12 protein-coding genes are annotated in these 13,063 nt (G+C 49.0%); 6 read left to right on the top strand and 6 right to left on the bottom strand.

Going from position 1 to position 13,063, the window contains the following annotated elements; translation table 11 throughout:
• Positions 1–86: 86 nt before the first annotated feature.
• Positions 87–536, top strand: coding sequence for a GNAT family N-acetyltransferase (locus AC2FCQ_RS17645; protein ID WP_265556521.1), 450 nt, complete (start codon positions 87–89; stop codon positions 534–536).
• A 142-nt stretch (positions 537–678) separates the two neighbouring features.
• Here AC2FCQ_RS17645 and AC2FCQ_RS17640 read toward each other — a convergent pair whose 3' ends face one another.
• Positions 679–1,512 (bottom strand): oxidoreductase, encoded by an 834-nt coding sequence (locus AC2FCQ_RS17640; RefSeq protein ID WP_265556520.1) that lies wholly within the window; start codon positions 1,510–1,512, stop codon positions 679–681.
• A gap of 161 nt (positions 1,513–1,673) precedes the next feature.
• On the opposite strand from AC2FCQ_RS17640, the gene AC2FCQ_RS17635 reads away from it, so the two are divergent.
• Positions 1,674–2,615 carry an AraC family transcriptional regulator gene (locus AC2FCQ_RS17635; protein ID WP_245210081.1) on the top strand — a complete coding sequence of 314 codons (942 nt, stop codon included), beginning with the start codon at positions 1,674–1,676 and terminating at the stop codon, positions 2,613–2,615.
• A gap of 93 nt (positions 2,616–2,708) precedes the next feature.
• Here the strand turns inward: AC2FCQ_RS17635 and AC2FCQ_RS17630 are convergent, their stop codons facing one another.
• Complete coding sequence (locus AC2FCQ_RS17630) at positions 2,709–2,837, bottom strand: hypothetical protein (protein ID WP_265566785.1); 129 nt, start codon at positions 2,835–2,837, stop codon at positions 2,709–2,711.
• A 569-nt stretch (positions 2,838–3,406) separates the two neighbouring features.
• Here AC2FCQ_RS17630 and AC2FCQ_RS17625 point away from each other — a divergent pair.
• Entirely contained in the window at positions 3,407–4,747 is a 1,341-nt protein-coding gene (locus AC2FCQ_RS17625) for an anaerobic C4-dicarboxylate transporter (protein ID WP_490308779.1), read from the top strand.
• 974 nt (positions 4,748–5,721) lie between these two features.
• On the opposite strand, the gene cbpM is transcribed toward AC2FCQ_RS17625, so the two are convergent.
• The 3 genes from cbpM to AC2FCQ_RS17610 all read right to left on the bottom strand — a co-directional run bounded on the left by cbpM (position 5,722) and on the right by AC2FCQ_RS17610 (position 7,690).
• Positions 5,722–6,027, bottom strand: a complete 306-nt coding sequence (gene cbpM / locus AC2FCQ_RS17620) for a chaperone modulator CbpM (protein ID WP_404760884.1) — start codon at positions 6,025–6,027, stop codon at positions 5,722–5,724.
• Positions 6,020–6,955: a curved DNA-binding protein gene (cbpA, locus tag AC2FCQ_RS17615; RefSeq protein WP_490308778.1), complete on the bottom strand. Its 936-nt coding sequence runs from the start codon at positions 6,953–6,955 to the stop codon at positions 6,020–6,022. Before cbpA ends, cbpM begins: the two co-directional genes overlap by 8 nt.
• Positions 6,956–7,120: 165 nt before the next feature.
• Complete coding sequence (locus AC2FCQ_RS17610) at positions 7,121–7,690, bottom strand: HdeD family acid-resistance protein (protein WP_209639683.1); 570 nt, start codon at positions 7,688–7,690, stop codon at positions 7,121–7,123.
• A gap of 213 nt (positions 7,691–7,903) precedes the next feature.
• Between AC2FCQ_RS17610 and AC2FCQ_RS17605 the strand changes: the two genes are divergently transcribed.
• Positions 7,904–9,670, top strand: coding sequence for an ABCB family ABC transporter ATP-binding protein/permease (locus AC2FCQ_RS17605; RefSeq protein ID WP_314592620.1), 1,767 nt, complete (start codon positions 7,904–7,906; stop codon positions 9,668–9,670).
• Positions 9,671–9,713: 43 nt separating this feature from the next.
• On the opposite strand, the gene AC2FCQ_RS17600 is transcribed toward AC2FCQ_RS17605, so the two are convergent.
• Positions 9,714–10,103, bottom strand: coding sequence for a tautomerase family protein (locus tag AC2FCQ_RS17600; protein WP_490308777.1), 390 nt, complete (start codon positions 10,101–10,103; stop codon positions 9,714–9,716).
• A gap of 147 nt (positions 10,104–10,250) precedes the next feature.
• Here AC2FCQ_RS17600 and AC2FCQ_RS17595 point away from each other — a divergent pair, with 147 nt between their 5' ends.
• Together AC2FCQ_RS17595 and AC2FCQ_RS17590 are read left to right on the top strand one after the other, a co-directional pair.
• The gene (locus AC2FCQ_RS17595; protein ID WP_490308776.1) at positions 10,251–11,195 is read left to right on the top strand and encodes a LysR family transcriptional regulator; all 945 of its coding nucleotides are present in this window, start codon (positions 10,251–10,253) and stop codon (positions 11,193–11,195) included.
• Positions 11,196–11,764: 569 nt separating this feature from the next.
• The gene (locus tag AC2FCQ_RS17590; protein WP_404760881.1) at positions 11,765–13,030 is read left to right on the top strand and encodes an MFS transporter; all 1,266 of its coding nucleotides are present in this window, start codon (positions 11,765–11,767) and stop codon (positions 13,028–13,030) included.
• Positions 13,031–13,063 lie beyond the last annotated feature (33 nt).

Here is a 13,063-nt window from a genome sequence, read left to right as displayed (position 1 = left end):
GTGAACACAAGATGGGTATAATCCAAGAACAAGGGGCGCCGAATGACGAGCTCAGCTTCACAAAATGATAAATTTGAGACGGTTATATGATTGAGATACGTGAGATAGATCGCGAAAATGTTTTTGATGTTTGTGAACTGACGTCGAACAAAGATGGTGTCGGGACATTATTTGAAGCATTTATTTGCTGCAATGCGATCTCCATTTCTGAGGCGGCTTATTTTCCTGAATGCCACCCCAGAGCGCTGTACCGCGACGGGGAGTTAATCGGTTTTTTCCTGTACAAACGCTGGGCGAATCAACTGACCGATGCTGAGATCTGTCGCTATATGCTCGACCACAAATTTATCGGCCAGGGGCTGGGCCGCGCTTCCTTTGAGGCAATGCTGAGCTACTTCAAAAAGAACGGCGTTAAGCAGGTAACGCTGATGATTGATGAACACAACCTGGTTGCGCAAAAAATGTATCTCTCTTTTGGGTTCACCTTTACCGGCAAAGTCGACAAGGATGAACATTACTACAGCCTGAACATCTAGTGCGCTGTCATCTGGTGCCCTCACAACGCTCGCTCGACACGCGGATGGCAGCAACGGCATCGCCCCACCCAGTCAGCACCTACTGCCGGCAATACCGGCAGTAAGACTAATGCTGGTCCTTTATAAGGTAGGGAGAGGGGTATTAGCCATCGGTTGAGCGACTGACGGCTTCCCAGGCATTGATATCAGTGTTCATCTGATGCAGTTTTTCTCTGACATACATGACGGCGTCGCTGCCAAGCAGCAATGATGCCGGTGGCGCAGGGCTATCGAGGAGTTGCAGAATGGCTTTGGCGGCCTTAAACGGATCGCCAGGTTGATGGCCACTGCGTTTTTCACGTGTCTCACGAATCGGCCCAAAACTCTGATCGTAATCACTGATGCTACGTGGTGAGCGCACCATTGAACGCCCAGCCCAGTCTGTCCGGAAAGATCCTGGTTGAATCGCGGTGACCGCAATATTAAAGGGTTTAAGCTCTTTGGTCAGGGTTTCGGAGATACCTTGCAAGGCGAATTTGCTGCCACAATAGTAGCTGATCCCCGGTAAGGTAATGAATCCACCCATTGAGGTAATATTGATAATATGGCCAGCGCGGCGTGTGCGGAAATAGGGCAGAAAAGCCTTAATAACGGCTATTGCACCAAACACGTTGACCTCAAATTGGTGAATGGCGTCACTGATGGGGGACTCCTCCATTATTCCTTCATGGCCATAGCCGGCATTATTTACCAGCACGTCAACGGCGCCAATCTCTTGTTCTACATCGGCAACCAGCGGACCGACGTCGGTAAAATTCGTGACATCAAGGATCCGACCGAAACAGCGGCCAGGTGCCAGAGCGTCGAATTCATCTTTGGCTTGCTGGTTGCGCAGTGTTCCTACTACGCGGTGACCTGCTTCCAGTGCTGCTTCTGCCAGTGCACGGCCAAAGCCGCTGCTGACGCCGGTGATAAAAAATAATTTTGATGAATGCATGACGTTATCCTCGGTAAGGGGGACAAGCAGCATAGGGCGGGTAGGGCAAAATCCGTAGCCATGATCCTCTCTGATGTTTGCCTATTCCTCTGAGCTCGCTGGACGACCCCGTTACTGAGTGTCAGACTTACATTCCCTTCTACGTCGCTTTGCAGGTGTGTATGGCAATTTCTTCTTCTGGGGTTACCGGCCAGATGATCGCGCTGTTGGATAGGCTGACACCGCGCGAAGGCTACAACCTCACGGCTTTGGCTGACGTACGTTTTTTGCGTTCCAACCGTCCGTTGCTGCGCACGCCGGTATTATATGAGCCGGGGATCGTCATTGTTGTGCAGGGAAGAAAACGCGGCTTCTTGGGAAAGGATGTCTATTTATATGATGCACAACATTACCTGATGGTATCCATTCCTGTGCCGTTTACGATGGAAACGGATGCCAGTGCTTCAGAGCCTATGCTGGCTATTTATATGCGATTGGACTTCACCGTCGCGGCCGATCTGCTGTTGCACCTTGCCGATCGTGGGCAGAGCGTCAGCGCACCGCCTCGGAGTATGGTGTCGAGTCCGATGGATGATGCCATGAGCCATTCAGTTTTACGTTTCCTGCAGGTGATGGCGTCACCACTGGATGCCGAAATATTGGGGCAGGCGATGGTGCGGGAGATCTATTACCGTGTTCTGACGGGCGCTCAGGGGCAAACACTCCGCAGTGCACTGACCATGCAGGGGCAGTTTGGGAAAGTGGCTAAGGCGTTGCGCAAGCTGCATGCGGAATATGACTCGTATCTTGATGTGAATGCACTGGCAAAAGAGGCGGGTATGAGCCTTGCCACTTTTCATAGCCATTTTAAAACCATTACTGAGACATCCCCCATGCAATACCTTAAGTCCACGCGATTGCATCAGGCCAGATTGCTGATGTTGCGGAATAATCTCACCGCTTCAGCGGCAAGTGCACGGGTCGGGTATGAAAGCGTTTCGCAATTCAGCCGTGAATTTAAGCGTTTGTTCGGGTTAACGCCGATCGGTGAAGTGGCTCGAATGAAACAGAACTTCTCATTGCCTGCACCGGTTACGCCTTCTGATTTTATTTCTTCTCACTGATTAGCTTGTGCGGATACGTCGTGTTTATCTTCGCTAATATCTTATCGATGAGATTATGGCGGAGCGCCTCTTTGCCGCGCGAGCGTATAACGCTCACGATATTGCGATTAAAATACCGATAATGCTTATTATTGCAACCCAAAACCATTTAGAGGTTTTTTCCGGTTTCCACTCTTCACCATACTCAACCTGATAGCCGGGTTTACGATCCTTATTGTTCATACTATTCCTTGGGATCCTGCATCCATAAATATGCCGCATTTATTTTAAGATGATTCTTAACGCAATTGAATTGAATCTGCTTTTTTAGGTAAAAATCCTAATGATAGGTGTCGAGAACAGCCACTGAATGAGGGTGGCATAAGGCTGCGAAAATTACCGCTGGATTACCAATGTACTGTTTTCTGTTTCAAGAGATAGAAAGCCTATTTCGCGATATTGGCTCATGGTCAGCCTTTTCTAATGTTAAATCAATGCTGACTATTATTTAAAATATTGTTTCTGAAATATATTATTGCTGTCATTGTGGCTATTTCCTTCATTCCACACATTACGCCGTATAAGACGTTTATTAGGTCTTTTAATGATGTGCTTTTACATGAATGTATGGGTTTGGTAGCCATTCATTTACACGAAAAACATAATGATAACTTTAATAAAACAAACTGGTTTCCTCCTGATTTTATTGGGCTTTTTTAATGATGAAAACTAACTATCTGTGATCTTAATCCCTCAATGAAAATGAAAAGAAGTGAATTATTAATCATCTTAACAATAAAAATGAGGTTCACATGTTATTTACGATTCAACTTATTGTCATACTGATCTGCCTTTTTTACGGGGCCAGAAAGGGTGGGATTGCGCTGGGGTTACTTGGCGGTATCGGGTTAATTATACTGGTTTTCGTTTTTCACTTGCCGCCAGGGAAACCCCCTGTTGATGTGATGCTGGTTATCATCGCGGTAGTGGCAGCATCAGCGACGCTACAAGCATCAGGGGGACTTGATGTGATGTTGCAAATTGCAGAGCGTTTACTGCGACGTAACCCTAAGTATGTCTCCATTGTTGCGCCGTTTGTTACCTGTATTTTGACCATTCTCTGTGGTACTGGGCATGTGGTATACACGATATTGCCCATTATTTATGACGTGGCAATCAAGAACAATATTCGCCCGGAAAGGCCGATGGCTGCCAGCTCTATTGGTGCACAGATGGGGATTATTGCCAGCCCGGTATCCGTGGCCGTTGTATCGCTGGTCGCCATGTTGGGCGATTTTACCTTTAATGGTAAACATCTGGAATTTCTCGATCTGCTGGCGATTACGATACCCTCTACCCTGTGCGGTATTCTTGCTATTGGTATCTTCAGTTGGTTCCGGGGTAAAGATCTGGATAAAGATGAGAAATTCCAGAGTTTCATTTCGGACCCGGAAAACTACAAATACGTATACGGTGATACAGCAACCTTATTGGATAAAAAGCTCCCAACCAGCAATTGGGTAGCGATGTGGATTTTCTTGGCGACCATCGTTATTGTCGCGCTATTAGGGGCTTTCTCTGAACTGCGTCCACTCATTAATGGCAAATCACTCTCTATGGTGTTGGTTATCCAGATGTTCATGTTGTGTTCTGGTGCGGTAATCATTATTGCTACCAAAACAAACCCAGCGTCTATCTCTAAAAACGAGGTTTTCCGTTCAGGGATGATTGCCATAGTGGCTGTTTACGGTATTGCCTGGATGGCTGAGACAATGTTTGGTGCTCATTTGAAAGAAATTGAGTCAGTGCTGGGCACCATTGTGAAAGAATATCCTTGGGCCTATGCCATCGTTTTGCTTATCGTTTCCAAGTTTGTTAATTCGCAGGCTGCTGCACTTGCAGCGATTGTTCCTGTGGCACTGGCCATCGGGGTTGATCCTGCTTACATCGTTGCTTCTGCACCGGCGTGTTATGGTTACTATATTTTACCGACCTACCCAAGCGATCTGGCCGCCATTCAGTTTGACCGTTCAGGAACGACAAATATCGGGCGGTTTGTGATTAACCACAGTTTCATCATGGTAGGTCTGATCGGGGTTTCTGTGTCGTGCGTGATGGGGTGGGTCTTGGCTGCCGCATACGGGTTCCTGTAACGGATCCGTCGCAGTGGTTGGTTATGCGGAGAGCAACCTCAGGGTCGATGAGATCGTGGGGTGGGAGCGGGGGCTCTTCTCTGCCCAGAGTGCTACCTTCATCCCACATTACTGGCGTATGGATATAAAAGATAAAAGCCCTGACAATGTCTGCCAGGGCTTTTAAGGTACTATTGACTTCAAATTTAACATTAATGAACTTACTAATTTCTTACTGCTAAGGTTCTATCGTTAAATGTACAGGTTTAACACAGATAATATTGGGTTAACTCAATCCTCCCTCTATTTACCAGTTTAGACTTTAGGCCAATCTCAATACTCGAAGATTTGGCATATTAAACAGGTACATCTCCCCTCGCGATATAGACTCTTTGATGCGTGGCCTCACTTCCGTTGCGATCTTGTTGCACTGTCTTGAAAAATGATCGCAAACAAATAACAATTAAAACATGGCCTTACATCATCGCGTTTTGGTTCACACCCTGCGATTGTAGATACTGACTACGTGGCCTTAAAGCGTCATATAATGAGAGTGTTGTTTTCTCTACATTAATGGCCCATACAAAAATCACTTCGTGGCCTTTATCGCAAAAATAACTTTATCAACTTAACTTTAATACTTTCACTATTAACAGCAAGCTATTGTTTCGCTGCTGATGATTACTAATCTACTTGTTTTGATAGGGGTGTCAATACTGTTTTTAATAACATGTTTTTAATGACATGTCTTTATTAACAGTATTCATATTAATCATCAGTTAAACATCGCCGAGTGCATATTTTTTATCAACATGATCTCTTCAGAGGGTATCGGTTATGTTGGTTTTCCGTGTGGAAGGAGGCAGCAGCAGAGGGATTTTCCCGTTCCGCCAGTGAGGAAGAATGAGGGCGGCAGAGGGGGGGATATTTCGACGATGAACGCTGTCGGCGTCTGACACAGCCCACTGCAGGTGCAACGGGCTGTTTTCACAACATCAGGGCTTGCTGATAAAGCGTGCCAGCCTTTGGTGTAACTGAGAGTTTTCTTTGCGTAGATGCTCGATCTCATCCAGCAACGTCAGCGTCACCGCAATGCCGGGCCAGTCGAGTGCCAGCTCGCGATGCAATTGCTCGGCGCGATGAAAAGTGATCAGTGCGCGATCGTCGAAGATCCACTCTTCAGTTGTGAGATCACGCGGTTGAATCATGCCTAACCCAACGATTTCCGTGAGTTCATCTTGTGTTACGCCGGTGTGCAGGCAAAACTCGGTTATGGTGAAAGTTACTTTTACGTTAGCCATTTTGCTTACTCCACTCTTTACGTGGATCAAAGGTCTTCTGAGCTTCTGCCAGCTGTTGCCACAGTGCAGCGCTTTTCTCGTCCGGTTTTGGTGGCATCATGACTTTGATCACTGCATATAAATCCCCGGTTTCTTTTTTTCCGACCAGGCCTTTTCCCTTGATGCGCAAACGCTGCCCGGTTTGGCTGCCGGCAGGGATGGTCAACAGAATACTGTCTTTTAGGGTCGGTACGGGGACCTTGGCACCTAAGGCCGCTTCCCAAGGCGTTACCGGCAGGACGATCTCAAGGTTGTGCCCGACAATGTCGAACAGCGGATGAGGAGCAATGCGGATAATCAGGTAGAGATCGCCGTTAGCGCCGCCGTCAGTGCCTGGTGCACCCTGGCCTTTCAAGCGAATACGCTCACCATCACCAACGCCGGCAGGGATCTTCACATTAAGGGTTTTAGGAATTTCCTGCTCTACAATGCCGAACGCGTTATACACCGGCAGGCTATAGCGAATAGTGCGGGTTTGCTCTGCCTGTGTTTCTTCCAGGAAGATAGCGACTTCCATTTCAATATCTTGGCCGCGCATGCCTTGGCGCCTTTGGCGATGTTGCTGAGCACGTGCATGTTCACCGAACATAGAGGAAAAGATATCGGAAAAGTCTTCAGCGCTGTGGGCATTGCCATGGCCATGCTGTGTCTGGCGGCCAAAGTTGGGGTCGTTACGGTGTTGCAGAAGTTGATCGTATTCAGCACGTCGTTCGTCGTCTTTCAGTACTTCATAGGCTTCGGCGACCAGTTTGAATTGTTCCTCGGCATTTGATTCGGTACTGACGTCGGGGTGATATTTTCGCGCCAGCCGGCGATAGGCGGTTTTGATTGCCTTAAGATCGTCTGACGGCTTAACCCCTAAAATGGCATAGTAGTCCTTGAATTCCATAGCGTTATCATCTCACTTCAATTTTTCGTCAGGGGAAATCGTTGAGCCTGCATTGGGTGAAACTCTACTTATAGTAGGGCAGTTGGCTGCCGAAGTACCAACCTAATTGTGTGGCTGGGCAGCCAAATGTCAGAGAAAGCGGAGCGGGGTAGCTCCGCTGAGAGATCATGCGCGTTTCAGCTGCCGGGCAACCTGGAATAAGCTGAACGAGCTGAACAGCATTTCGATACCCACAATGGTGGTGACCAGTACCACTGATGTCATTGGGTCAGCGCTGAACAACAGCCAGGCAATGGCCAGATCCAAAATGCCAATCACAAATTGCAGCCAGCTTCCCGGAAGCTCGCGCAGTTTATATCCGGCGATCAACCGTACAATCCCACCCAATGCAAACAAGACGGCGAGGTAAACCGCCATGGCGAAAATACCGACCGCAGGGTGGGTGATAAATACGTAGCCGATAATAAGATAAGCCACCCCGAGCAGAATGCCGCCGATCATCGGCCAGGTATTTTGCAGCCGGTTGGCAATCATACCGAAAATAAGCGCGAAGCCGCTTAGCAACAAGAAAATACCCACGACCACACTGATCGCCGCGCCGGAGGCAAAGGGGCTGAACAGGCAGAAAAGGCCGCCCAATAGCAACAATATTGAGATGATTAACAGCGGGGTACGTTGTTTCTTTAAACTCTGTTCATCGATAATCAACGAATGACGATGGCCCATGTTTAGCATGATAGAACTCCCTTGTTTTGAATATCCTGTACAGTTTCACTGACAATTATAGTGGAACACGCCACTTTGGGGATGATGCTTCGATGCGGCATCTATTTTGTTGGGATCCAAAAGAGCTGTGTGGGTGTATTCCATAAGGTTTTTCATGGCAGACGTGCCAGAATAGATAAAAGCCAATGCGGCTATGTTGACTGAGATAATAGATACCCAATGATAGACCGCTCCCGCTTACTGAAATTTTTGCTGCCTTATCTCTGGCCCAAAGATAACCTGAAGTTACGTTATTACTTGGTTATCGCCTTTGTTTTCATGGTGATATCCAAGGTAAGTACGACGTTAGTCCCCCTGGCGTACAAAGCCATGATCGACGCCTTGAGCGGCGAAACGGCCAAAATGCTGGCCATACCCATTGGTTTGATCCTGGCTTATGGCGTTGCGCGCGTTGGCGCGGCGTTATTTGAAGAGCTGCGCAACGTGATGTTTGTGCACGTCAGTCAGAATGCTACCCGGTTGTTAGGGCTGCGAGTGTTTAGGCAGTTGCATGCGCTGAGCCTACGCTTTCATCTGGAGCGCCAGACTGGCGGGCTATCGTTATCGATTGAACGGGGTACTCAGGCCGTAGCGACAGTGCTTTCGCGGTTGTTGTTTTCCATTTTCCCCATCCTGTTTGAAATCACCCTGGTGTCGGTGATTATGTGGCATTTGCTAAACGGCTGGTTTGCTCTGGCAATTTTAGCGACGGTCGGCTGCTATATTCTGTTCACCGTGATGGCGGTCAGTTGGCGTACGCGTTTTAGACGCGAACTCAACCAAGCCAATGCCGATGCCAATACCAAATCTATCGACAGCCTGCTCAATTATGAGACGGTCAAATACTTCGGTAACGAAGACTTTGAGGCAGACCGTTTCAACATGTCGCGCCGCTTGTATGAATACGCCGCGATTAAGAACCAGTTCAGTTTTACCGCCCTCAACCTCGGGCAAACCGCCATTATCTCTATCGGGTTGATCGTGATGATGGCGATGGCGGCACAGGGTATCGTGCAGGGGCGGATGACGGTCGGCGACTTTGTGTTGGTGAATGCCTATCTATTGCAACTCTATCAGCCGCTCAACTTCTTCGGCTTTATTTATGCTGAAGTCAGGCAGGCGTTGATCGATATGGAAAACATGTTCGATTTGCTGCAGGAAGAGCAGGAGATTGTCGATAAACCAGATGCAGCGGCGCTGCGGTTGAAAGCCGGTGAAGTGTGCTTTGATTCGGTCAGTTTTGGCTATGATGTGCGCCGTCCCATCCTGAAAAATGTCAGCTTTACCATTCCAGCGGGCCACACGGTGGCTGTGGTGGGGGCCTCGGGTGCCGGCAAGTCTACGCTGTCCCGGCTGTTGTTCCGTTTCTATGATGTGAACAATGGCACCATTTCGATTGACGGCCAGGATATCCGCAGTTTGAAGCAGGCCAGTCTGCGTGGGGCGATTGGCATCGTGCCGCAGGACACCGTGTTATTCAACGATACGCTGGGCTACAACATCGGCTACGGTAAAACGGGCTCAAGCCAGGCAGAGATCGAACGGGCAGCCAAATTGGCGCATATTCATGACTTTATCGTCAGTCTGCCCGACGGGTATGAAACCCGAGTGGGTGAGCGTGGGCTTAAGCTTTCCGGTGGGGAAAAACAGCGGGTAGCGATTGCTCGCACTATCCTGAAAAACCCCGCGATTCTGGTGTTTGATGAGGCAACCAGTGCACTGGATACCCAGACTGAACGCGAGATTCAGGCGCACTTGCGCGAGGTGAGCCGCGATCATACGACGCTGGTCATTGCGCACCGCCTGTCCACGGTCGTTGATGCTGATGAAATCATCGTGCTAGAGGCGGGGGAAATCGTCGAACGTGGGCGGCATGAGGCCTTGCTGGCCAGCAATGGCCGCTATGCCGCCATGTGGCAAAACCAATATAACGACGAACAGCAGCCCTGACGATATACATCCCCAGGCGGCTTAGCCTAGGGAATCACAAGGGTTAAAGATCGCCGGTCAGGTACTGTGCCACGCCATTACCGAAACTCCAGTCGCCCTTGCTGTTAGTGGTAATTGAGACCATCAAGTCATTGCCTTCAATCCCGCAGCTTTCCCGCAGTTCACGGCTGAGTTCAGCATAAAATCGCTGTTTCTGTTCTTCAGGCCGCGGGCTGGTGATCACCCGAACGACCACCAGATTACGAGTGCGGGTCAAATTAAGGCCCGTGTCTTCTATCACCAAATGGTGAGCTTTTTTTTCATGAACAATCTGGTAGCGATCGCGCTGCGGCACGTCGAAGGCGCTGAGTACGGCACGGTGGGCGGCGTCGAGCAGCGTTTTCAGTTCGGCTTCATTGCGGCCCTCGATAACGTCAAAGATAAGTAATGGCATTTTCATAATCCTGTCAGTGAGTTAATGATTTCATGGAGGTGCAGGGCAGCGTTTTATCATCGCCTTTGAGAGCCCATCTTAGCCATGCACCCCTGTGGGAAGAAGCGCTATACTTGAATTCATTGTTTATATAAATGAACAGTCACGATGAAAAACCCCAAAATAGAAACCTTGTGGACCCATTTGCACTGGCTCACCGTATTGGCTGAACAGGGTAGCTTTACCCGGGCGGCAGAGCGGCTGGATGTCAGCAAAGCGGCAATGAGCCAAAAAATTAAAGAGATCGAAACGCTGGCCGGGGTGCCATTGGTACAGCGTACCACCCGCAGTGTCAGACTGACCGAGGCGGGATTGAGGTTGGTGGAAGAGTTACGCCAGCCTTTTGCGCAAATAAAGCAGAGTTTTTCTGGTATTTGTGATGCCGGCGGGCCACTACGTGGCACGGTTCGGGTGACAGCGCCGGTGGCGTTTTCTCGCCAGCAATTGGTACCGCGAATTACCGGTTTTCTGCACGCCAACCCTGAGGTGCGGGTCCAGCTTGAGGTTTCTGATCGACTGGTGTCATTAACCACCGAAGGGTTTGATTTGGCCATTCGCCACAGTGATAACTTGCCCGAAACGCATGTCGCCTGGCGCCTTTGTCAGACTGAAACGCTGGCGGTGGCGTCGGCAGACTATGTGAAACGTCAGGGGATGCCGCTATCGCCGAACGATCTGCAAGCGCATCAATGTCTTTATTACCCGCGTAAAGGGGAACAGCCCGGCTGGCGTTTTGTCACCAAACACCCACAGCAAGGCAACGTGGAAAAGGTTCACGTGCCCGTCAGTGGCCCGTTTGCGACCAATAACAGCGAATCGATACGGGATGCGGCCACTGAAGGCTTGGGGATTGCTTTGCTGCCGGACTTTAGTGCACAACAGGCGCTGGCAGACGGAAGGCTAATAGAGGTACTGCCTGATTGGCGGCCGGTCAATGCCTTTGCAGACAGCCTTTATGTCGTACGGCCCTATGCGCCCCAGGTGTCGCGAGTGGTAACGGAATTCAGTCATTATTTGCGCGGCGCGTTTGCCGACGGATTTTTCATCCGTTGATAATTCAGCCGTGATAAATCGTCCCAATCACTCCTGCAAAGCATTGTGGTCGGGAGTATTGCTGTGATTCACGTCACGCTACAGGTATTTTTACGATTCAGTCACGTTAATGTAATGTCCGGTGAGTGGCTTACCCAATGGAGTTAATGAATAACGTTAATGCTGGGTAAATGGCATAAATTCAATAGATAAAAATGATTCGAAATATCGACGCGTTAAATTAAATAATAAACAAATCTAACATGTGAAACGTTAATATATTTATGAAAGTGACAAGCCAACGCAATTTGATGGCGTAAAGAGTACCGGTTGAGAGACGTAAATAGAGAAATAACAGTGCAGTAAAATAAACAATGTTAATAATAACCCACCTGTAATGTACCCACTTTCAAGATTTCCTGGCCGCCGCTATAGCCCAGTTGACAGCCCGCTCGCTTGCGATAAATTTAAATCGTTAACATATTAACAACAACCTCGAAAAAAGAATGGCCCGTTATTTTGGTTTGTCACTCAGGGGTTGCGAACAAGCAAATCGTCATTTATGAGCTTACTAACAGGCAGAGCACATCATGAAGAAATCGACGGGATATGGTTCGGGAGTCAATGAAGAAAACAGATTACTGGTGATTCTCTTTTTCGTTTTTGGCTGTGTTTTTGTTGATCGTTTAACCATATCTTTCTTATTCCCCATGATTGCTGCCGATTTGCAGCTGAGTAATGTGCACCTTGGCACGTTGTCTGCCGTATTGGCGCTGACCTGGGCATTGTCGGGAGCAGGATTAGGCGCGATTGCCGATCGTTTTAATATCCGCAAGCCCATGCTCATTGCCTCTATTGTGGTGTTTTCTCTCTTTTCTGCCTTGTCGGGGTGGGTTAACGGTTTCGCCATGTTGCTGATATTCCGTGCGTTGATGGGGATTGCTGAAGGGCCCGTATTGCCGATTGCACAGTCATTGATGGTAGAAAAATCACAACCGCAGCGGCGTGGATTCAATATGGGATTGATCCAGGGGGCCGCACCGGGGTTATTGGGGGGCATTATCGCGCCGCCGCTCATTATTTACCTGGCTCAAAAGTGGGGCTGGAGCATGGCTTTCCATCTGACAGCCTTACCGGGGATTATTCTGGCCTGGTTAATTTATAAATATGTCGACGGCAAAAAGAATCCGTCTTTTGTTGACGAACCCGCGGCAAAAGATCGGTTGGAAAAGGCTGCTTACACCGAGCTGTTCAAAATTAAAAACGTGGTGTTGTGCATCCTGATTTCTTGCGTATTCGTCACCTGGTTTATGGTCATTATTACTTTTACCCCCAGTTTCCTGGTGACCGCGCGTGGCTTCAGCGAAGGGGCAATGGGCGGCATCATGAGCGCTATCGGCGTGGCCTGGGTTTTCTGGGGCGTTGCGGTGCCGGCAATTTCAGACCGCATCGGCCGTAAACCGACATTAATTTTCTTCTCACTGCTGGCGATTTGCTGCCCACTGTTTCTGAGTTACGTCGATAACCTGTGGCTTTTGGGTGGGTTGGTGTTTCTGTCGTATACCGGTTTGGGCTGCTTCACCTTGTTTATGGCGACGATCCCTTCAGAAACCGTATCAAAAGCCCGTATTGCCACCGCGCTGGGACTGGTGATGGGCATTGGTGAAGTCATTGGTGGCTGCCTGGCACCTTTTACCGCAGGTTTTATCGCCGATCGTTATGGCTTGGTCAGTGTGATGTGGCTGGCAGCCATTGGGGCTGCTTGCGCCGTGGTCTTAAGTTGTTTTCTCGATGAAACGGCACCCGCAGTGGTTAGCCGAAGAACGTTGAAAAGTCAGGGTGTCGCCGACGTCTGAAACAGTCTTTTGCCCCCTATACGCAAGGAGAAC

The organism is Serratia sp. CoH_134_PS_4 (assembly GCF_058190535.1).
Note: the sequence above shows the minus strand (reverse complement) of the source record. Positions and strands in the feature narration are given on the sequence as shown.